General features: G+C 62.0%; 17 protein-coding genes and 1 pseudogene. 5 read left to right on the top strand and 13 right to left on the bottom strand.

Annotated elements, in window-relative coordinates; translation table 11 throughout:
* Positions 1 to 48 precede the first annotated feature (48 nt).
* The 11 genes from AB4O23_RS00475 to AB4O23_RS00425 form a co-directional block, all read right to left on the bottom strand.
* Positions 49 to 528 carry a DUF2878 domain-containing protein gene (locus AB4O23_RS00475; protein ID WP_068935961.1) on the bottom strand — a complete coding sequence of 160 codons (480 nt, stop codon included), beginning with the start codon at positions 526 to 528 and terminating at the stop codon, positions 49 to 51.
* Positions 521 to 1,792: an SAM-dependent methyltransferase gene (locus tag AB4O23_RS00470; protein WP_065877331.1), complete on the bottom strand. Its 1,272-nt coding sequence runs from the start codon at positions 1,790 to 1,792 to the stop codon at positions 521 to 523. The genes AB4O23_RS00475 and AB4O23_RS00470 overlap by 8 nt, the downstream gene beginning before the upstream one ends.
* Positions 1,779 to 2,588, bottom strand: coding sequence for a DUF1365 domain-containing protein (locus AB4O23_RS00465; RefSeq protein WP_065877330.1), 810 nt, complete (start codon positions 2,586 to 2,588; stop codon positions 1,779 to 1,781). The genes AB4O23_RS00470 and AB4O23_RS00465 overlap by 14 nt, the downstream gene beginning before the upstream one ends.
* Positions 2,585 to 3,832: an NAD(P)/FAD-dependent oxidoreductase gene (locus tag AB4O23_RS00460; protein WP_460061694.1), complete on the bottom strand. Its 1,248-nt coding sequence runs from the start codon at positions 3,830 to 3,832 to the stop codon at positions 2,585 to 2,587. The genes AB4O23_RS00465 and AB4O23_RS00460 overlap by 4 nt, the downstream gene beginning before the upstream one ends.
* Positions 3,829 to 4,611 (bottom strand): SDR family NAD(P)-dependent oxidoreductase, encoded by a 783-nt coding sequence (locus tag AB4O23_RS00455; protein ID WP_017529900.1) that lies wholly within the window; start codon positions 4,609 to 4,611, stop codon positions 3,829 to 3,831. The genes AB4O23_RS00460 and AB4O23_RS00455 overlap by 4 nt, the downstream gene beginning before the upstream one ends.
* Positions 4,608 to 5,030, bottom strand: a complete 423-nt coding sequence (locus tag AB4O23_RS00450; RefSeq protein ID WP_017529899.1) for a nuclear transport factor 2 family protein — start codon at positions 5,028 to 5,030, stop codon at positions 4,608 to 4,610. The genes AB4O23_RS00455 and AB4O23_RS00450 overlap by 4 nt, the downstream gene beginning before the upstream one ends.
* Positions 5,023 to 6,465 (bottom strand): deoxyribodipyrimidine photo-lyase, encoded by a 1,443-nt coding sequence (phrB, locus tag AB4O23_RS00445; RefSeq protein WP_017529898.1) that lies wholly within the window; start codon positions 6,463 to 6,465, stop codon positions 5,023 to 5,025. The genes AB4O23_RS00450 and phrB overlap by 8 nt, the downstream gene beginning before the upstream one ends.
* Complete coding sequence (locus AB4O23_RS00440) at positions 6,466 to 7,395, bottom strand: MerR family transcriptional regulator (protein ID WP_065877328.1); 930 nt, start codon at positions 7,393 to 7,395, stop codon at positions 6,466 to 6,468.
* 3 nt (positions 7,396 to 7,398) lie between these two features.
* The gene (locus tag AB4O23_RS00435; RefSeq protein WP_017529896.1) at positions 7,399 to 8,358 is read right to left on the bottom strand and encodes a YbgA family protein; all 960 of its coding nucleotides are present in this window, start codon (positions 8,356 to 8,358) and stop codon (positions 7,399 to 7,401) included.
* A 112-nt stretch (positions 8,359 to 8,470) separates the two neighbouring features.
* A complete protein-coding gene (locus AB4O23_RS00430; RefSeq protein WP_068935953.1) occupies positions 8,471 to 8,686 on the bottom strand; it encodes a TIGR02450 family Trp-rich protein in 216 nt (71 codons plus the stop codon).
* Complete coding sequence (locus tag AB4O23_RS00425) at positions 8,683 to 9,669, bottom strand: NAD(P)/FAD-dependent oxidoreductase (RefSeq protein ID WP_065877327.1); 987 nt, start codon at positions 9,667 to 9,669, stop codon at positions 8,683 to 8,685. The genes AB4O23_RS00430 and AB4O23_RS00425 overlap by 4 nt, the downstream gene beginning before the upstream one ends.
* A gap of 222 nt (positions 9,670 to 9,891) precedes the next feature.
* Here AB4O23_RS00425 and AB4O23_RS00420 point away from each other — a divergent pair, with 222 nt between their 5' ends.
* Both AB4O23_RS00420 and hemH read left to right on the top strand, forming a co-directional pair.
* Complete coding sequence (locus AB4O23_RS00420; protein ID WP_137219983.1) at positions 9,892 to 10,791, top strand: TIGR01777 family oxidoreductase; 900 nt, start codon at positions 9,892 to 9,894, stop codon at positions 10,789 to 10,791.
* A 14-nt stretch (positions 10,792 to 10,805) separates the two neighbouring features.
* Positions 10,806 to 11,832: pseudogene (gene hemH, locus AB4O23_RS00415) on the top strand (ferrochelatase).
* 62 nt (positions 11,833 to 11,894) lie between these two features.
* Here hemH and AB4O23_RS00410 read toward each other — a convergent pair.
* Positions 11,895 to 13,955, bottom strand: a complete 2,061-nt coding sequence (locus tag AB4O23_RS00410) for a TonB-dependent siderophore receptor (protein ID WP_460150539.1) — start codon at positions 13,953 to 13,955, stop codon at positions 11,895 to 11,897.
* 146 nt (positions 13,956 to 14,101) lie between these two features.
* Complete coding sequence (gene algW, locus AB4O23_RS00405) at positions 14,102 to 15,256, bottom strand: Do family serine endopeptidase AlgW (protein ID WP_017529890.1); 1,155 nt, start codon at positions 15,254 to 15,256, stop codon at positions 14,102 to 14,104.
* 102 nt (positions 15,257 to 15,358) lie between these two features.
* Between algW and AB4O23_RS00400 the strand changes: the two genes are divergently transcribed.
* The 3 genes from AB4O23_RS00400 to cysN all read left to right on the top strand — a co-directional run bounded on the left by AB4O23_RS00400 (position 15,359) and on the right by cysN (position 19,099).
* Complete coding sequence (locus AB4O23_RS00400; protein WP_460106324.1) at positions 15,359 to 16,117, top strand: Nif3-like dinuclear metal center hexameric protein; 759 nt, start codon at positions 15,359 to 15,361, stop codon at positions 16,115 to 16,117.
* Positions 16,118 to 16,273: 156 nt separating this feature from the next.
* Positions 16,274 to 17,191 (top strand): sulfate adenylyltransferase subunit CysD, encoded by a 918-nt coding sequence (cysD, locus tag AB4O23_RS00395; protein ID WP_460061680.1) that lies wholly within the window; start codon positions 16,274 to 16,276, stop codon positions 17,189 to 17,191.
* Positions 17,192 to 17,200: 9 nt separating this feature from the next.
* Positions 17,201 to 19,099 carry a sulfate adenylyltransferase subunit CysN gene (gene cysN / locus AB4O23_RS00390; protein WP_017529887.1) on the top strand — a complete coding sequence of 633 codons (1,899 nt, stop codon included), beginning with the start codon at positions 17,201 to 17,203 and terminating at the stop codon, positions 19,097 to 19,099.
* The last annotated feature ends 4 nt before the right edge of the window (positions 19,100 to 19,103 follow it).

The following is a 19,103-nucleotide window of genomic DNA, read 5'->3' as shown; positions in this document are numbered from 1 at the left end:
GCAGTGTAAGGCAAGCCGATGCTGTGCGTATGAATGCTCTGACGGACATCAGCGCGCCAGCCGGTGTAGCCCGACGAAAACCCAGGCCCAGATGACGGCCAACCCGGCCATCGTCGGCCCCAGGCCGAAACCGAACTGCACGCCTGCCAGCTGGCTCCCGGCGTAGTAGGACAACGGCCCCCCCATCGCGCCGAGCAGGGCGGCGCACCACCAGGGCCGAGCGCTCCAGGCCAGGCAATGGTGCAACGTGGTCGCCAGCAACGCCCACAGCAACATCAGCCAAAACGGAATCAATGGCCCCGGTTCGCTGAAGTGGAACACGCCCAGGCTACGTAGCAGCGTGTCCAGCAGCGTGCCTGCCAGCGTGACGCTGATAATCAACACGCCATCCTCGGCGGCCGAACTTATCCACAACAGGTGAATGACCAGCGCCGCCACCCCCACCAGCAGCCACAGGCTGTCACCGCCGAGCACACAGGCAAACCAGCCGCACTGGAACAGCACGGCATTGGCCAGGTTTTTAAGCATCGAAGCGTCCCAGCAGCGGCGGGTTGATCGCCGAGGGCTTGGCCAACAGCAATTGCGCGGTGCCGATGGTGCGCTCCATAAAGCCGCCTTCGCAGTAGCACAGGTAAAACTCCCACAGCCGCAGGAAGTACTCGTCATAGCCCAGTTCCGCGAGGCGGCCGTGGGCGCGGCGAAAGTTCTCACGCCACAGGCGCAGGGTTCGCGCGTAATGCAGGCCGAAATCCTCCATGTGCAGCAGGTTCATATCGGTGTCACGGCTGACGATATGCAGCATGTTCTGCACGCTCGGCAGCGCGCCACCGGGGAAGATGTAGCGCTGGATAAAGTCGACGCTGTTCTTGGCCTGCTCGAACCGCTGGTCGCGGATGGTGATGGCTTGCAGCAGCATCAAGCCGTCGTTCCTGAGCAGATGCGCGCATTGTTTGAAGTAGGTCGGCAGAAAGCGATGGCCCACCGCTTCGATCATCTCGATGGACACCAGCTTGTCGTACTGGCCGGTCAGGTCGCGATAGTCCTGCAGCAACAGCGTGACCTGGCCGTGCAAGCCCAAGGCTTCGATGCGCCGTTCGGTGTAGGCGAATTGCTCCTTGGACAGCGTCGTGGTGGTGACCTTGCAGCCGTAATGCTGCGCCGCATATAGCGCCATGCTGCCCCAACCGGTGCCGATTTCCAGCAAGTGGTCGGTGGGTTTGAGCGCGAGTTTCTGGCAGATGCGCTCCAGTTTGTTCAGTTGCGCTTGTTCCAGCGTGTCGTCGGCGCTCAAGAATTGCGCCGCCGAATACATCATGGTCGGGTCGAGAAACTCTTCGAACAGGTCATTGCCCAGGTCGTAGTGGGCGGCGATGTTTTTCTGCGAGCCCTTGCGTGTATTGCGGTTCAACCAGTGCAGGCCTTGGGTCAATGGCCGAGCCAGGCGCGCCAGGCCACCTTCCATTGCGTCGAGTACGTCCAGGTTGCTGACCATCACGCGCACCACGGCGGTCAGGTCCGGGCTGGTCCAGTACCCATGGATAAACGCTTCGCCGGCGCCAATGGAACCGTTGGCTGCCACCAGGCCCCACACGGCCGGGTCGAGGATCTGGATCTCTCCCAGCAAATGCGCTTCCCGTGCGCCGAATATTTGCCGTTCGCCGTCTTCAATCACCACCAGTTGGCCGTGGCGCAATTGGCTGAGTTGACGCAGCACACCCTTGCGCAGCAGCGCGGTGGTCATGCCGTTGACGTTCAGGCGGTTGGCCTTGACCGATAAGCTAGGGGGTTTCATGGCGGCGATCCTTGGTGTAACCGACGGCTGTGCGAGAGGCGCCATCGGCGGCCCGGTGGGAAAAAATCGGTGTGCGTTTGAGCAGCAGGCGCAGCGCCTGCCAATAAATCGCCAGGCAGGTCTTGGCGGTCATCCACGGAAAACGCCACAAGTAGCGATGCAGGCTGGCGCGGTTCAGTGTGTGTTTTTGCAGGCTCAGGGTGGCGTCGAAGATTTTCAGCTCGCCCTGCCAGTCGGCCATGTGCACGCCGAGCCGGGCAGCGGGTGGGCTGAAGCTCATGCGGTATTCCAGGTCGCGCGGTAAAAACGGCGACACATGAAAGGCCTTGGCCACGGCGAAATGCTGGTGTTCATCCGCGCCCAGGGCTTGGGCCGGCAGCACGTAGTGGTAGCGCTCGCGCCATGGGGTGTTGGTCACTTCACAGAGGATCGCGGCCAATTGCCCATCGGCCTCGAAGCAATAGAAGAAACTCACTGGGTTAAAAGCCAGGCCCCAACTGCGGGCCTGGGTCAGCAGGCAGATAACGCCCTGGGGCGCATGCCCAAGGGCCTTGCCGACTTCCTGGCGCACGGCATCGCTCAAACTCATGCCGTGGCGCGTCAATTCACGCAGGTAATCCTGCTGGCGAAAGCCAAAAGGCGCGAACAGGCTGCGTCCGGCCAGGGGCGATAGCCCAAGTACGTGCTCTTCTTCGCTTAGATCCAGGTACAGCAGGCCGATGCGGTAGCGAAAGGCGTGGGCCCTGGGCGCAAACCGGCGATGGGCGATCCAGCCGCTGTACAAGGCACTGTTCACAGGGCCTCCCCAAAGGCTTGGGCTACGCGCAAGGCGCTGACCACGCCGTCTTCATGGAAACCATTGGCCCAATAGGCGCCGCAATAAAAGGTGTTTTGCGCGCCCGCCAGTTCTTCCCAGCGGTTTTGCGCGGCCACCGCCGCCAGGCTGTATTGCGGGTGGGCATAGGTGTAGCGCGCAAGGATCTTCAACGGGTTGATCATGGCTGTCTGGTTCAGGCTCACGCAAAAGGTCGTGGCGCTGTCGATGCCTTGCAGGATGTTCATGTCATAGGTCACGGCCGCCTGGGCCTGGGCAGGGCCGCTCAGCCGGTAGTTCCAGCTGGCCCATGCCAGTTTGCGGTCGGGCAACAGGCGTGTATCGGTGTGCAGCACCACGTCGTTGTCAGCGTAGGGCAGGGCACCGAGGATCTCCTGCTCGGCCTGGCTTGGGTCGCCGAGCAACGCCAGTGCCTGGTCGCTGTGACAGGCAAACACCACGTTGTCGTACGCCTCGGTGCCGGCCGCGCTGTGGATAATCACCCCGTCTGCGTTGCGCTCAACCCGGTGTACCGGGCAATTGAGGCGTACCTGCTCGCGAAAGCTGCGGGTCAACGGTTCGATATAGCAGGAGGAGCCGCCTTCGATCACGCACCACTGCGGGCGATTGTTGACCGAGAGCAAACCGTGGTTCTTGAAGAAGCGGACGAAAAACTGCAAGGGAAAGCCCAGCATGTCGGCCAGGGACATCGACCAGATCGCCGCGCCCATCGGCACGATGTAATGCCGCACAAAGCGCTCGCCGTAGCCGCCGGCGGCAAGGTAATCGCCCAAGGTCATCTCGGCGCTGATGCGCTGCTCTTGCAAGTCTCGCGGCGCCTCGCGGTTGAAGCGCAGAATATCGCGCAACATGCCCCAGAAGCCCGGCGACAAGAGATTGCGCCGCTGCGCGAACAGGCTATTGAGGTTGTTGCCGTTGTACTCGAACCGCGTGCTTTCATCGCACACCGAAAAGCTCATCTCGGTAGGTTTGAACGTCACCCCGATTTGCCCCAACAGGCGAATGAAGTTGGGGTAGGTCCAGTCGTTGAACACGATAAAACCGGTGTCCACCGCGTAGCCTTTGCCTTCCACCGTGACATTGACCGTGTGGGTATGCCCGCCGATGCGGTCGCCCGCTTCGAACACGGTAATGTCGTGCCGCCGGCTGAGCAGGTAGGCGCTGGTCAGCCCGGCAATGCCGCTGCCGATAATGGCGATTTTCACGGGTTGTCCTTTTTCGGTGGCGGGCTGCGCAGCATGCGTTTACCGATGATCAGTTGCGCGCGGTTGGGCAGTTTCGACAGCGGCCACAGCGTGGCGATAAACAACGCCGGGAAGGCGATTTCCAGCGGGCGTTTTTCCAGCTTGGCGAAGATATGCCGAGCGGCTTTGTCGGCCGGCCAGCTCAGGGGCATGGGGAAGTCGTTGCGCTCGGTCAGCGGGGTGTCGACAAAGCCTGGGCTGATCACCGTGACGTCGATGTTTTCCGGCGACAGGCTGATGCGCAGGGATTCGAACAGGTAACGCAGGCCGGCTTTGGACGCGCCGTAGGCTTCGGCGCGAGGCATCGGCAGGTACGTCACGGCGCTGGCGACGCCTACCAGGTGCGGGGTAACCCCGGCGCGCAACAACGGCAGGGCCGCTTCGATGCAGTAACTGCTGGCCAGCAGGTTGGTGCGCACCACGTGTTCGATGATGGATGCATCGAACTGCCGCGCGTCGACATATTCACAGGTGCCGGCATTGAGAATCACCGTATCCAGCGAGCCCCAGTCCGCGGCGATCCGTTCGCCGATTTCGCGCACGGTCTGGCTGTTGGTCAGGTCGCCGGCCACTACCAACACTTGGCCAGGATAACGTTGCGCCAGGGCGTCCAACGGCGCTTTGCTGCGTGAGCTCAAGGCCACATGGGCGCCGCTGTCGAGCAGTTCCACGGCCAATGCGGCGCCAATGCCACTGCTGGCGCCGGTCAGCCAATAACGACGGGGTGATACAGCGTTCATCCCACTCTCCTTTTCAGCCAACTGACGACTCTGCCCAGCACGGGCAGGTGTTCGTACAGCATGGCGCCGGCATCGAAATAGTCGCGATGGCGGTAAACCTTGTCGCGCCACATCAGGTGCGAACAACCCTCCACCCGTATGACTTGGCCCTTGGCCAGGCGCGGGTGGCAAAAACTCATGTTCCAGCGCAGGTAGCCTTCGCCCTCGGCCACCTGATCGAAGCCATGAAAATCGAAGCGCAGCTGGCTGACGTTGCTGTACAGCGTTTCGAAGTAACGGTGCAGCGCCGTCAGGCCGTGGACCTCATGCAGCGGGTCGGTGAAGGCGACGTCCTTGCTGTACAAGCTGTCGAGCAGGTGCAGGTTGTGCTTGTCCAGCGTGGCGAAGGTGTGGGCGAAGCGGCGCAGGAAATCACTCATGCTCGGCCACCTCCTGGCGTGAAGGCAGGCTGCGGAAAGCGGCCAAGGCGCGCTCGCGGGATTTTTTCAAGTCGACGATGGCGCGTGGGTAATCCGCCACGCCAAACAGACCGCCGGCGGCCTCGGGGTTATGGACTTCCTTTTTATTCAATGCGGCCAGCTCCGGCAGCCAGTGCTTGATAAACAGGCCTTCGCTGTCGAATTTTTCCGACTGGCTCAAGGGGCTGAAAATCCGGAAGTAGGGCGCCGAATCGGTGCCGGTGGACGAACTCCATTGCCAGCCCCCGTTGTTGGCCGCCAGATCGCCGTCGATCAGGTGGCGCATAAAAAAGCGCTCGCCTTCACGCCAGTCGATCAACAGGTTCTTGGTCAGGAACATCGCCACTACCATGCGCAGGCGATTGTGCATCCAGCCGGTTTCCAATAGCTGGCGCATGGCTGCGTCGATGATCGGCAGGCCGGTGCGCGCTTCTTGCCAGGCGGCGAGGTCCTTGGGCGCCTGTCGCCAGGCCACGGCTTCGGTCTCGGGGCGGAATGCGCGGTGGCGCGAGACCCGTGGGTAGCCCACCAGAATGTGCTTGTAGAACTCGCGCCAGAGCAGCTCGTTGATCCAGGTAATGGTGCCGATGTCACCGCTCTCGAACTCGCCCCTGTTGCTTTGCAATGCCGCATGCAGGCACTGGCGCGGCGAAACCACGCCGGCGGCGAGGTACGCCGATAGTTGGCTGGTGCCGGGCTTGGCGGGATAGTCGCGTTCGTCTTTGTAGTAGCTGATCTGTTGGTCGGCAAAGGCGTCGAGGCGGCGACGGGCTTCGTCCTCGCCTGCGGGCCACAGCGCGCGCAGGGTGGCGCTCGGCGGCTCGAAGCCGTCGACGGTTGTCGGAACCGGGTCGCTGGCGAGGTCGAGTTTCGGCTGGGCTTTCGGCGTCGCGATGATAGGCGGCAAGGCGCTGTGCAGGCGCGCGTAGCAGACCTTGCGGAACTGGCTGAACACCTGGAAATAAGTGCCGGTCTTGGTCAGCACACTGCCCGGTTGGAAAAACAATTGGTCCAGGTAACTGTGGAAGGTCACGCCGCAGGCTTCCAATTGCTGGGCCACTGCCGCATCGCGGCGGCTTTCATGGATGCCATATTCCTCGTTGACGTGTACCGACTTTACCGACAGCTCCCGGCACAGTGCGCTGAGTACGCCGGGCGCCTGGTCCCAGGTGGCGGCGCTGCGGATCAGCAGGGGAATGTTCAACTCGCCCAGGGCCCGGCTCATGTGCTGCAGGTTGCGCAGCCAGAAGTCCACTTTGCACGGCGCATCGTCATGGGCCAGCCATTGCTCGGGCGTGATCAGGTACACGGCCGCAACCGGGCCGCGCTGGCTCGCGGTGGCCAGGGCGGTGTTGTCGTGAAGGCGCAGGTCGGTGCGCAGCCAGATCAGGTGCATTTACAGGAGTCCACGCTGGAGCAACAACTGGTGGGCCGACAAGGGGTCTTCGGCGACGGACAGTGTTGGGTTGTCACGGGTCAGCACGGCCAACTCGGCCTGGTGGATACACACGGTCGGCCCGACGATCAACGTTGGGCAACTGACGCCGCCCAGCAGTTTGTGCAGCGTGGGCAGGTGCAGGGCCTTGCTTGAATACAGCAGCACCGCACGCGGTTGCAGATGCTCCGCCGCCAGGGCCAATTCGCCGGCGGGCAGCGGCCAATCGAACACTTCCACCGGGCAGTCGGCGCTGCTGGCCAGCCAGGCGCTGAGCCACAGGTGTGGCTCCAGCGGCAGGTCGGACTGGTTGACCAGCAGCAGCGGCGGGCCCTGTAGCTGACGGTTGTTGTGGTAGATGCGCGCGCCGAATTTGCTGCGCAGCCACGACAGGAAAAACACCCGTTCCATCTGTGCGCCGAACTGGCCTTGCCAGCGCTGCTCCAGTTCGTTGATCAGCGGCAACAGCAATTGTTCGCACAGGGTGCGCGGCGGATACAGCGCCATGGCCTGGTTAAAGGCGTCGTCGACCCGGCGTTCGGCCAGTTCGCCGATGGCCTGCACCAGGGTCTGGCGCAGGGCATGCCATTCATTTTCGACCGCGTCGGGGCTGGTTTGGGCGGAGTCGATCAGGTGTTTCACCTGGCTGACCGGCACGCCACGATTGAGCCAGGTCAGGATGGCGTGGATGCGTTGCACGTGCTCGGCACTGAACAACCGATGACCCTTGGGCGTACGCTGGGGCACGATCAGGCCATAGCGGCGTTCCCACGCGCGCAGGGTCACGGCGTTGACGCCGGTCTGGCGCGCCACTTCACGGATCGGCAACCAGCCGTCCTGGAGGGCTTGGGCGATGTCTTCGCCGGGTTCGTCTTGCAAGGCGGCTTTCATGGTCTAGATCGCATTACGCAGGCTGAGATTTTCCGGGTGCGGTTGCAGGTAGGCCTGCTGCGCGATGTAACGGTCCGGGTGTTGGCGAAAGTGATGCTTGAGCAGGGTCAGCGGCACCACCAGTGGCACGATGCCGTGGCGGTATTGGCCAATGAGCGCCTGCATTTCCTGTTTATCGTCGGCGCTGATCACCTGTTTGAGATGACCGCTGATGTGGTGCAGCACATTGGTGTGGGTGCCGCGGGTGGCGCACTTTTTCAACCCGGCCATCAATTCGCCAAAGTAGCCGGTGGCCAGTGCTTTAAGGTCGATGTGTTTGTCCATGCTGCCCAGCAGGTGGCCGAGGCTTTTGTAATGCGCCGGGCTGTGGGCCATCAGCAGGTATTTGTAACGCGAGTGGAATGCGAGCAGGCGATGACGGGTCAGGCCCTCGGCCAGCAAGCGTTGCCAACTGGCGTAGACGAAGACGCGTGTCAGGAAGTTTTCCCGCAATACCGGGTCATTCAGCCTGCCATCCTCTTCGACCGGCAGGTGGGGGTGCCGGGCACAGAACGCCTGGGCGTAGATGCCGCGCCCACCGCCGTCCACCGGCGCGCCGTTGTCGCGGTAAACCTTGACCCGTTCCAAGCCACAGGACGGCGACTTTTGCATAAAGATGTAGCCGCACAGGTCGGTGTGTTCGCGCGCCATTTGCTGACCGTATTCATCCAGCGGCTGGGTCACGTTGAGCTCGCGGTGCACGGTGCCCACGGCCTGTGGGTTGGCGGCGTCGCCCACCAGGCGAATGGTCTCGCGAGGGATACCCAGGCCGATGGCGACTTCAGGGCACAGCGGCACAAAGTCGAAATAGTCAGCCAGGGTCTGGCTGCACAGCAGGGATTGTTTGTGTCCGCCGTTGAAACGCACGTTCTCGCCCAAAAGGCAGGCGCTGATGCCGATCTTCGGTTTCGCGGGAGTGGACATAAGCAAACCTCTGCAAGATTCCTGTACAAACTAAAGTCGCTGTACAACTAGGTCTTATCATAGGTTTGAAGCTGTACAAGTCAAATTATTTGTACAGGTTTGTGCGTTGAGGCTATTTCCAGCCTATTTTCCACGCGTCGGCGTTCTGCAGCGTTTGCCACGGCAGGCGTTCGCCGCGGCGGGTGAGGACGGCTTGCAGCTCGATTTCCAGCACGGTGCCTTCCTCATCGCGAAACAACTCGGTGACCAGAAAGTGTTTTTCCTTGCGCAAGGGGCGGGCTGCCGTCCACTTCGACAGCAGCAGTTTTGCCGGGTTGATGCGGTTCATTGCAGGTGTTCCGTCAAGCGTCGGGCGGCTTCCTGGCCGCTGAGCCAGGCGCCTTCCACGCGGCCGGAGAGGCACCAGTCACCACACACGTATAGGCCCAGGTCGGCATCGGCCAGCACGCCAAACTCGTGGGCGCCGGACGGTCGGGCGTAGAGCCAGCGGTGCGCCATGCTGAACGACGGCGCGGGCATGGCGCTGTGCAGCAGCTCGGCGAAGGCGCCGTGCAGGTGCTCGATCACGGCTTCCTTGGGCAGGTCCAGGTGCGCTTTGCTCCAGGCGCTGGTGGCGTGCAGCACCCAGGTGTCGAGGGTGCTGTCACGCCCCGGTTTACTGCGGTTGCGCGCCAGCCAGTCGAGGGGGCTGTCTTGTACGAAACAGCCTTCCATCGGCGTGTCCAGCGGCTTGTCGAAGGCCAGCGCAATGGCCCAGGTCGGGTCCATTTTTACCCCGGCGGCGGCGCTCGCCAGTTTGGGCGCTGCAGCCAGCAGAGTGGTGGCCTGGGGTGCCGGTGTGGCGATGACCACATGGCTGAAGGGGCCATGGTTGCCGCCGTCGGCGTCGAGCAGGTTCCAATGTTGTGCGCCCTGGAACACCTCGGTGATGCGACAGCCAAACTCCACGGGCAGGTCGTCGAGCAAGGCGCGGGTAATGGCGCTCATGCGCGGCGTGCCGACCCAGCGGATCTGCTCATCAGGGGAGGGCGTGAGCTGGCCGGACTTGAAATTGTACAGCTGCGGTTTCCACTGCTCGGCCCAGCCGTTGCTCTGCCAGCGTTGCACCTCGTTGACGAAGCGCCGGTCGCGGGCGGTGAAATATTGGGCGCCCATGTCCAGTGCGCCGGCATCGCTGCGCTTGCTGGACATGCGGCCACCACTGCCGCGGCTTTTATCGAAGAGTTGTACGACATGCCCGGCGTCTTTAAGCGCTCGGGCGGCGGAGAGACCGGCTATGCCGGTACCGATGATCGCGATGGGGACAGTCATGGGAGGCCTCGTTTTACCGTTGGGTACAGACTACGCCGACACCAATAGCTGTACAATCTCGTTTTTTGGTATAAGTTTTGGCGTGCCTGAACGTGTGGCGTGACCTATGGTTAAGCTAAGACTTAAACCTGATGCCTAAACAAAGGCCGCGCCCGATTAAGTTGATCCCTGCTTATAAAATAGACCAATGACGGGCGGCGAACGTTACATGAGGAAGATCCCATGCATATTTTGCTGACCGGCGGTACGGGTTTGATCGGCCGCCAACTCTGCCGACACTGGCTGGCCCAGGGGCATCGCCTGACCGTATGGAGCCGTCAACCTGAACGCGTTGCCGCCTTGTGCGGTGCGCAGGTGTTGGGGGTTGCGCGCCTGGAAGAGGTGATCGGCGTCGTGGATGCGGTGGTCAACCTGGCCGGCGCGCCCATCGCCGACCGCCCCTGGACCCACAAGCGCAAGGCGTTGTTGTGGAGTAGCCGTATCGGGCTCACTGAAACCCTGCTGGCGTGGCTGGAGCGCCTTGCGCAAAGACCGGCGGTGTTGGTGTCCGGCTCGGCGGTGGGTTGGTACGGCGACGGTGGCGAACGTGAATTGACCGAGGCCGGCGGCCCGGTACTGGACGATTTTCCCAGTCAGCTGTGCATCGCCTGGGAAGAAACCGCCCAACGCGCCGAAGCCCTGGGTATTCGTGTGGTGCTGGTGCGCACCGGCCTGGTGCTGGCGGCCGAGGGCGGCTTTTTGTCGCGGTTGCTGCTGCCCTTCAAACTGGCGCTGGGCGGGCCTATCGGCAATGGGCGGCAGTGGATGCCATGGGTGCATATCAAGGATCAAATCGCCCTGATTGATTTTCTTCTGCACAAGGATGACGCCAGCGGTCCTTATAATGCGTGCGCGCCGCGCCCGGTGCGTAACCGCGAGTTCGCCAAGACCCTGGGCCAGGTGTTGCACCGCCCTGCATTCATGCCGATGCCGGCGTTTGCCTTGAAGGTTGGCTTGGGGGAGTTGTCCGGCTTGTTGCTGGGCGGGCAGAAGGCGGTGCCCGAACGCCTGCTGGCCGCCGGTTTCACTTTTCAGTTCACTGAGTTGCGCGCGGCTCTGGACGACCTGTCCAGCCGCCTCTAGCCATAGGATGTTGCATGACGGATCACGCGTTGTTACTGGTCAACCTGGGTTCACCGGCCTCCACTTCGGTGGCCGATGTGCGCAGCTACCTCAATCAGTTCCTGATGGACCCTTACGTGATCGACCTGCCGTGGCCGGTGCGGCGCTTGCTGGTGTCGCTGATCCTGATCAAGCGCCCCGAGCAGTCGGCCCATGCCTATGCGTCGATCTGGTGGGATGAAGGCTCGCCGCTGGTGGTGCTCAGCCGCCGCCTGCAACAGCAGATGACCGCCCAGTGGACCCAGGGGCCCGTGGAGTTGGCGATGCGCTACGGCGAGCCGTCCCTGGAAACGACCCTCACCCGTCTGGCCGCCCAGGGTATTCAGAACGTCACCCTGGCGCCACTGTACCCACAGTTTGCCGACAGCACCGTCACCACGGTGATCGAAGAGGCGCGCCGCGTGGTGCAGGACAAAAAACTCAATGTGCAATTCTCGATCCTGCAGCCGTTCTACGATCAGCCGGAATACCTGGATGCCCTGGCGGCGAGCGCACGGTCTTATGTCGAGCAGGACTACGATCATTTGCTGTTGAGTTTCCACGGCTTGCCCGAGCGTCATCTCACCAAGCTCGACCCCACCGGCCAGCATTGTTTCAAGGACGCCGACTGCTGCAAAAACGCCTCTGCCGAGGTGCTCGCCACCTGCTATCGGGCGCAATGCTTCAGCGTTGCTCGCGACGTTGCCGAGCGCTTGGGCTTGCCTGACGGCAAATGGTCGGTGGCGTTCCAATCGCGCCTGGGCCGTGCGAAGTGGATCGAACCCTACACCGAGGCGCGCCTGGATGCACTGGCCCGGCAAGGCGTGAAAAAGCTGCTGGTGATGTGCCCGGCGTTTGTGGCCGATTGCATCGAGACCCTGGAAGAGATCGGCGATCGCGGGCGGGAGCAGTTCCGCGAGAGCCGGGGGGGAGGCGTTGGTGTTGGTGCCGTGTTTGAATGATGACCCGCAGTGGGCGGCGGCGCTCAATACGCTGTGTGAAAGAGCACCTCTTTCCCTGTAATTGAACCTGGCGCAGATCCAAATGTGGGAGGGGCTTGCTCCCTCCCACATGTTTGATTTGTGTTAGAGCTTTAGGGTCAGGCTGACCGTTAAATTGCGCGGTTCACCGGGGTTGACCCAGTAGTTGCTGTAGGACCGCTCGTAGTACTTCTCGTCAAACAGGTTGTTGAGGTTCAGGCCCACGGTCACGTTGTCAGTGGCTTTGTAATGAGCCAGTAAATCCACGGTGTGGTAGGCGGGCAGTTCGAAGCTGCCCCCGGCCTCGCCGGAGCGGTCGCCCACGTAGGTGAACGCCGCGCCCAGGTCTGAGCCGCGCAATGCGCCATCCCGGAACTCATACACGCCCAACAGGCTGCCGCTGCGCTTGGCCACGCCAAGAATGCGGCTGCCCGTTGGAATGGTTTTGTCACCCTTGGTCACTTCGGCGTCGATGTAGGCGAAGGCGCCGATCACTCGCACGGCATCGGTCACTTGCCCGGTCAGTTGCAGGTCGAAACCTTGGCTACGGGCCTTGCCCATGGCGCGGTTGAGGTTGGTGGACGGGTCCAGGGCCAGCACGTTTTCCTTCTCGATATGGAACGCGGCGAGTGTGGCGCTGAGGCGGTCGTCGAACAATTCGCTCTTGACCCCCACTTCATAACCCACGCCTTCCTCAGGCTTGAAGGTATTGCCGGTGGCGTCCAGGCCACTGTTGGGCTTGAACGAGGTCGAGGCGTTGGCAAACACGCCGATTTCGGGCGTGAGCTGGTAAAGCAGGCCGGCGCGCTGGGTGAGCGCGTCGTGGGTTTGCCGGCTGGGTGGGGCGTTACGGGTGAAGTCGTCGACGGTTTGCTCGAAATGCTCAAAGCGCGCGCCAATCATGCCGCGCAGGCGGTCGGTAAAGACGATCTGGTCTTGCAGGTTGAGCGCGTGGCTTTTGGTCTGCTCAAAGAAGTCGGTACCGGAGCGTGTGCCGTTGGGTTTTGGCTGGCCGTAGACCGGGTTGTAGAGGTCGATGGGGTAGCTGCCCGCGATAGCGGTAACGCGTTCGTTCTTGCGGTAGTCCTCGTATTCGGTGCCCACCAGCAGTTCATGCTGCCAACTGCCGATGTCGAACAGGCCGCGCAGTTCCAACTGAGTGATGCTGTCGTGCCAGCCCATGGAGCGCTCGCGGTAGCGCCGGTTGAGGGTGTGGCCGTCGGCGTTCAGGGCCCGGTTTTCCGACGCGTCGCCCCACAGGCTGCCCTGTTTGTAGTGGCTGGCCAGGCGCAGTTTCCAGGCATCGTTGAGGTGATGTTCCAGGGTGGCCTGGATGCGATTGTTGTGGTTGTCGATGTCGCCGTCGTTGGGTTCGCCGAGGAAAGTGGAGCGTGATACCCCGGGTGCGTCGACGATGCCGCGATCGAAGGTGGAGCTGTGGCGCACGAATTCGCTTTCTACCAGCAAGCTGGTGTCCGGGCTCAGTTGCCAACTGAATGAAGGCGCGACGAACACGCGCTTGCTTTCGACGTGATCACGGAAGCTGTTGTTGTCTTCCACGGCCAGATTGACCCGTGACAGCAGATTGCCTTCGGCGTCCAGCGGAGTGTTGACGTCCAGGGCGGTGCGATAGCGGTCCCAGCTGCCGGCACTGGTTTGCAGGGTGGTGAAGGCTTGCGGCTGGGGCTTTTTGGTAACGATATTGACCGTGCCGCCCGGATCGCCGCGCCCGTACAAACTGGCAGCGGGACCTTTGAGCACTTCGATGCGTTCGATGTTGGCCACATCCGGTGTGCTCGGGTAGCCACGGTTGGCGCTGAAACCGTCCTGATAGAACTCCGACGTAGTGAAACCGCGCACGCTGTATTCGTAGAGCGTGAGGCCGCCGAAGTTGTTTTGCTTGGACACACCGCCGGCAAATTCCAGAGCGCGTTCCACATTGGTACTGCCTAGGTCCTTGAGCACCGTAGCGGGAATTACGCTGATGGACTGTGGGATGTCGCGCAGGGCCGTGTCGGTTTTTGTCGCGCTGGTCGAACGGGTGGCACGGTAGCCATCGACCGGGCCGGTGGCGGACTCATAGGCATCAGACGTGACGCTGATGGTATCGAGTTCCAGGGTGTTTTCTTCGGCGAAGGCGGGGTCCAGCAGTAAACCCAAGGCCAGGTCGGCCAGGGGAGCGATTTTTTCGAGACGGCATGATAGAGCGTTCCAATGTCGATATTGAAACAATATAACATGCCAGATGAGACTGAATCGCTTTTAAATGTCAGCGCACAGATGCCCGCGAACGGGCACCTGTGCGCAACGGCTTATTCTTCTTCTTTGACCGGGGCGGGCGGCGGACGCAGACCGATTTCGGCCGCCAATTTGATCTCTTTACCGTTGCGCATCACCAGGATCGCAACTTTGTCGGTGGGTTTGATCCGCGCCACCTGGTTCATCGACTTGCGCCCATCGCCGGCCGGTTCGCCGTTGATGCTGAGGATCACATCCCCCAGTTGCAAACCGGCTTTTTGCGCCGGGCCGTCGCGGAAGATCCCGGCGACCACGATGCCAGGGCGCCCGGTCAGGCCAAATGACTCGGCCAGTTCCTTGGTCAGCGGCTGCACTTCAATGCCCAGCCAGCCGCGAATCACCTGGCCGTGCTCGATGATCGACTTCATCACCTCCATCGCCAGCTTCACCGGGATCGCAAAACCGATGCCCTGGGAACCGCCGGATTTGGAGAAGATTGCCGTGTTGATGCCGGTCAGGTTGCCGTTGGCATCCACCAGCGCGCCGCCGGAGTTGCCCGGGTTGATCGCGGCGTCGGTCTGGATGAAGTCTTCGTAGCTGTTAAGCCCCAACTGATTGCGCCCGGTGGCGCTGATGATGCCCATGGTCACGGTCTGGCCCACGCCGAAAGGGTTGCCGATGGCCAGCGCCACGTCGCCCACCCGCAGGCCATCGGAGCGGCCCAGGGTGATGGCCGGCAGGCTCTTGAGGTCTATCTTCAGCACCGCCAGGTCGGTTTCCGGGTCGCTGCCGACCACGCGGGCCAAGGTCTCGCGGCCGTCACGCAGGGCCACCACAATCTGGTCGGCGCCGGTGGTCACGTGGTTGTTGGTGAGGATGTAGCCTTCGGGGCTCATGATCACCCCGGAACCCAGGCTGGATTCCATTCGACGCTGCTTGGGCCCGTTGTCGCCGAAATAGCGGCGGAACTGCGGGTCTTCAAACAGCGGGTGCGCCGGTTTGTTGATGACTTTGGTGGTGTACAGGTTAACCACGGCCGGCGCGGCAATGACCACCGCATCCGCGTAGGTCACCGGGCCTTGCACCACCGCGCTGGTCTGCGGTGCCTGCTGCAGGTTTACGTCAAGGCTTGGTAAGCCCACCCACTGTGGGAAACGCTGAATAATCAGCATCGCGATCAGCACGCCAGCCAACAATGGCCATCCAAAAAAACGCAGTGCCTTGAGCATCAAGTAAGTCCTGACAGGTTGCAGGGGGCGGGAGAGCGCCCATAATGTCGCGCATTATACGAGGCTGCGAGCACCTCGGAACCGGATATTTAGGAGTCTTTTATGGCCGTCCCTCTTACCACCCTCGTCGAGGAAGCGGACCGCTACCTCGCCAGCGCAAAAATTGCTGATTATTGCCCCAATGGCCTGCAGGTCGAAGGTCGCCCGCAGGTGATGCGCATCGTCAGCGGCGTGACCGCCAGCCAGGCCCTGCTGGACGCCGCCGTCGAGGCCCAGGCCGATTTGATCCTGGTGCACCACGGTTATTTCTGGAAAGGCGAAAACCCCTGCATCACCGGTATGAAGCAGCGTCGCCTGAAAACCTTGCTCAAGCACGATATCAGTCTACTGACCTACCACCTGCCTCTGGACCTGCACCCGGATGTCGGCAACAACGTGCAACTGGCCCGCCAATTGGACATCACCGTCGAAGGCCCGCTGGACCCTGGCAACCCCAAGGTCGTCGGCCTGGTCGGCTCCCTCGCCGAACCCCTGTCGCCGCGCGATTTTGCGCGCCGCGTGCAGGAGGTCATGGGCCGCGAGCCGCTGCTGATCGAAGGCAGCGAGATGATCCGCCGCGTCGGCTGGTGCACCGGTGGTGGCCAGGGTTATATCGATGACGCAATTGCCGCCGGTGTCGACCTGTTCCTCAGTGGCGAAGCCAGCGAGCAAACCTTCCACAGCGCGCGCGAAAACGACATCAGCTTCATCGCTGCCGGCCATCACGCCACCGAGCGCTACGGCGTGCAGGCACTGGGCGACTACCTGGCCCGGCGCTTCGCCCTGGAGCATTTGTTTATCGATTGCCCGAATCCGATCTAAGCCACACAGCTCCCGCAGGAAGCCCAAACTCGGGGGCATATTCATATACCGTTTCGATCTAGCCGGCGCCCTGAATAGAAGAAGGTGCTGTGCTAGCATGCCCCGCTCGAACACGGCCCGCTGGCCGTCCATAAGATCGTTTTTCCGTGAGTAGCCATGGTCGACAAACTGACGCATCTGAAACAGCTGGAGGCGGAAAGCATCCACATCATCCGCGAGGTCGCCGCCGAGTTCGACAACCCGGTAATGCTCTACTCGATCGGTAAAGACTCCGCCGTGATGCTGCATCTGGCACGCAAGGCCTTCTTCCCGGGCAAACTGCCGTTCCCCGTGATGCACGTCGACACCCGCTGGAAATTCCAGGAGATGTACAGGTTCCGCGACAAGATGGTCGAGGAGCTTGGCCTGGACCTGATCACCCACGTCAACCCGGATGGTGTTGCGCAGGGCATCAACCCGTTCACCCACGGCAGCGCCACGCACACCGATATCATGAAGACCGAAGGCCTCAAGCAGGCGTTGGACAAGCATGGTTTCGATGCCGCGTTCGGCGGTGCCCGTCGCGATGAAGAGAAATCCCGCGCCAAAGAGCGCGTGTACTCGTTCCGCGACAGCAAGCACCGCTGGGACCCGAAGAACCAGCGCCCGGAGCTGTGGAACGTTTATAACGGCAACGTCAACAAGGGCGAGTCGATTCGCGTGTTCCCGCTGTCCAACTGGACCGAGCTGGACATCTGGCAATACATCTACCTCGAAGGCATCCCGATCGTTCCGCTGTATTTCGCCGCCGAGCGTGACGTGATCGAGAAGAACGGCACGTTGATCATGATCGACGACGACCGCATCCTCGAGCACCTGTCCGACGAAGACAAAGCCCGCATCGTCAAAAAGAAAGTACGTTTCCGTACCCTTGGCTGCTACCCGTTGACGGGCGCGGTGGAGTCCGAAGCCGAGACGCTGACGGACATCATCCAGGAAATGCTCCTGACGCGAACTTCCGAGCGCCAGGGCCGGGTCATCGACCACGATGGCGCAGGCTCAATGGAAGATAAAAAACGTCAAGGTTATTTCTAAGGGGCTGTCATGTCGCATCAATCTGATTTGATCAGCGAGGACATCCTCGCCTACCTGGGCCAGCACGAGCGCAAAGAGATGTTGCGCTTCCTGACCTGCGGCAACGTCGACGACGGCAAGAGCACCCTGATCGGGCGCCTGCTGCACGACTCCAAGATGATCTACGAAGATCACCTGGAAGCCATTACCCGCGATTCGAAGAAGTCCGGCACCACCGGCGATGACATCGACCTGGCGTTGCTGGTCGACGGCTTGCAGGCTGAGCGTGAGCAGGGCATCACCATCGATGTCGCTTACCGCTACTTCTCCACCGCCAAGCGCAAATTCATCATCGCCGACACCCCAGGCCATGAGCAGTACACCCGCAACATGGCCACTGGCGCGTCTACCTGTGACCTGGCGATCATCCTCATCGACGCCCGCTACGGCGTGCAAACCCAGACCCGTCGCCACAGCTATATCGCCTCGTTGCTGGGTATCAAGCACATCGTGATCGCCGTCAACAAGATGGACATCAATGGCTTTGACCAAAGCGTATTCGAGGCCATCAAGGCCGATTACCTGAAGTTTGCCGACGGTATCGCGTTCAAGCCGAGCACCATGGCCTTTGTGCCGATGTCGGCGCTCAAGGGTGACAACGTGGTGAACAAGAGCGAGCGCTCGCCTTGGTACACCGGCCAGTCGCTGATGGAGATCCTCGAAACCGTCGAGATCGCCAACGACCGCAACTACACCGACCTGCGTTTCCCGGTGCAGTACGTCAACCGTCCGAACCTGAACTTCCGTGGTTTCGCCGGCACCCTGGCCAGCGGCATCGTGCACAAGGGCGACGAAGTCGTGGTGCTGCCGTCGGGCAAGAGCAGCCGCGTCAAATCCATCGTCACCTTCGACGGTGAACTGGAGCATGCCGGCCCAGGCCAGGCCGTGACCCTGACCATGGAAGACGAGATCGACATCTCCCGTGGCGACCTGCTGGTGCATGCCGACAACGTGCCGCAAGTGGCCGACGCCTTCGACGCCATGCTGGTGTGGATGGCCGAAGAACCGATGCTGCCGGGCAAGAAATATGACATCAAGCGTGCCACCAGCTACGTGCCGGGCTCCATCACCAGCATCGTGCACCGCGTGGACGTGAACACCCTGGCCGAAGGCCCTGCGAGTTCGCTGCAATTGAACGAGATTGGCCGGGTCAAGGTCAGCCTCGACGCAGCCATCGCCCTGGACGGTTATGACAGCAACCGCACCACCGGCGCGTTTATCGTCATCGACCGCTTGACCAACGGCACCGTGGCCGCCGGCATGATCATCGCACCGCCGGTCACTCACGGCAGCGCGGCGCAGCACGGCAAGTTGGCCCATGTAGCCACCGAGGAGCGCGCCCTGCGCTTCGGCCAGCAGCCGGCCACCGTGTTGTTCAGCGGCCTGTCGGGCGCCGGCAAGAGCACCCTGGCCTATGCGGTTGAACGCAAGCTGTTCGACATGGGCCGTGCCGTGTTCGTACTGGATGGCCAGAACCTGCGTCATGACCTGAACAAGGGCTTGCCGCATGACCGTGCCGGCCGTACCGAGAACTGGCGTCGTGCCGCCCACGTTGCGCGCCAGTTCAACGAAGCCGGCCTGTTGACGCTGGCCGCGTTTGTCGCCCCGGATGCCGAAGGCCGTGAACAGGCCAAGTCGCTGATTGGCGCCGATCGCCTGCTGACCGTGTACGTGCAGGCGTCGCCGCTGGTGTGTGCCGAGCGTGATCCGCAAGGTTTGTACGCTGCGGGCGGGGATAACATCCCTGGCGAATCCTTCCCTTACGACGTGCCGTTGAACGCCGATCTGGTAATCGACACCCAGGCCCTGTCGCTGGAAGAGAGCGTCAAGCAAGTGCTGGAGCTGTTGCGTCAGCGCGGCGCGATCTAACACT

This window comes from Pseudomonas sp. H2_A10, from assembly GCF_054680085.1.
This window is presented reverse-complemented; position numbering and strand designations above follow the sequence as displayed.

Coding starts and splice junctions, on each gene's coding strand:
- AB4O23_RS00475 (WP_068935961.1), bottom strand. CDS start 528: ATGCTTAAAAACCTGGCCAATGCCGTGCTGTTCCAGTGCGGCTGGTTT.
- AB4O23_RS00470 (WP_065877331.1), bottom strand. CDS start 1,792: ATGAAACCCCCTAGCTTATCGGTCAAGGCCAACCGCCTGAACGTCAAC.
- AB4O23_RS00455 (WP_017529900.1), bottom strand. CDS start 4,611: ATGAACGCTGTATCACCCCGTCGTTATTGGCTGACCGGCGCCAGCAGT.
- AB4O23_RS00450 (WP_017529899.1), bottom strand. CDS start 5,030: ATGAGTGATTTCCTGCGCCGCTTCGCCCACACCTTCGCCACGCTGGAC.
- phrB (WP_017529898.1), bottom strand. CDS start 6,465: ATGCACCTGATCTGGCTGCGCACCGACCTGCGCCTTCACGACAACACC.
- AB4O23_RS00440 (WP_065877328.1), bottom strand. CDS start 7,395: ATGAAAGCCGCCTTGCAAGACGAACCCGGCGAAGACATCGCCCAAGCC.
- AB4O23_RS00435 (WP_017529896.1), bottom strand. CDS start 8,358: ATGTCCACTCCCGCGAAACCGAAGATCGGCATCAGCGCCTGCCTTTTG.
- AB4O23_RS00430 (WP_068935953.1), bottom strand. CDS start 8,686: ATGAACCGCATCAACCCGGCAAAACTGCTGCTGTCGAAGTGGACGGCA.
- AB4O23_RS00425 (WP_065877327.1), bottom strand. CDS start 9,669: ATGACTGTCCCCATCGCGATCATCGGTACCGGCATAGCCGGTCTCTCC.
- AB4O23_RS00420 (WP_137219983.1), top strand. CDS start 9,892: ATGCATATTTTGCTGACCGGCGGTACGGGTTTGATCGGCCGCCAACTC.
- algW (WP_017529890.1), bottom strand. CDS start 15,256: ATGCTCAAGGCACTGCGTTTTTTTGGATGGCCATTGTTGGCTGGCGTG.
- AB4O23_RS00400 (WP_460106324.1), top strand. CDS start 15,359: ATGGCCGTCCCTCTTACCACCCTCGTCGAGGAAGCGGACCGCTACCTC.
- cysD (WP_460061680.1), top strand. CDS start 16,274: ATGGTCGACAAACTGACGCATCTGAAACAGCTGGAGGCGGAAAGCATC.
- cysN (WP_017529887.1), top strand. CDS start 17,201: ATGTCGCATCAATCTGATTTGATCAGCGAGGACATCCTCGCCTACCTG.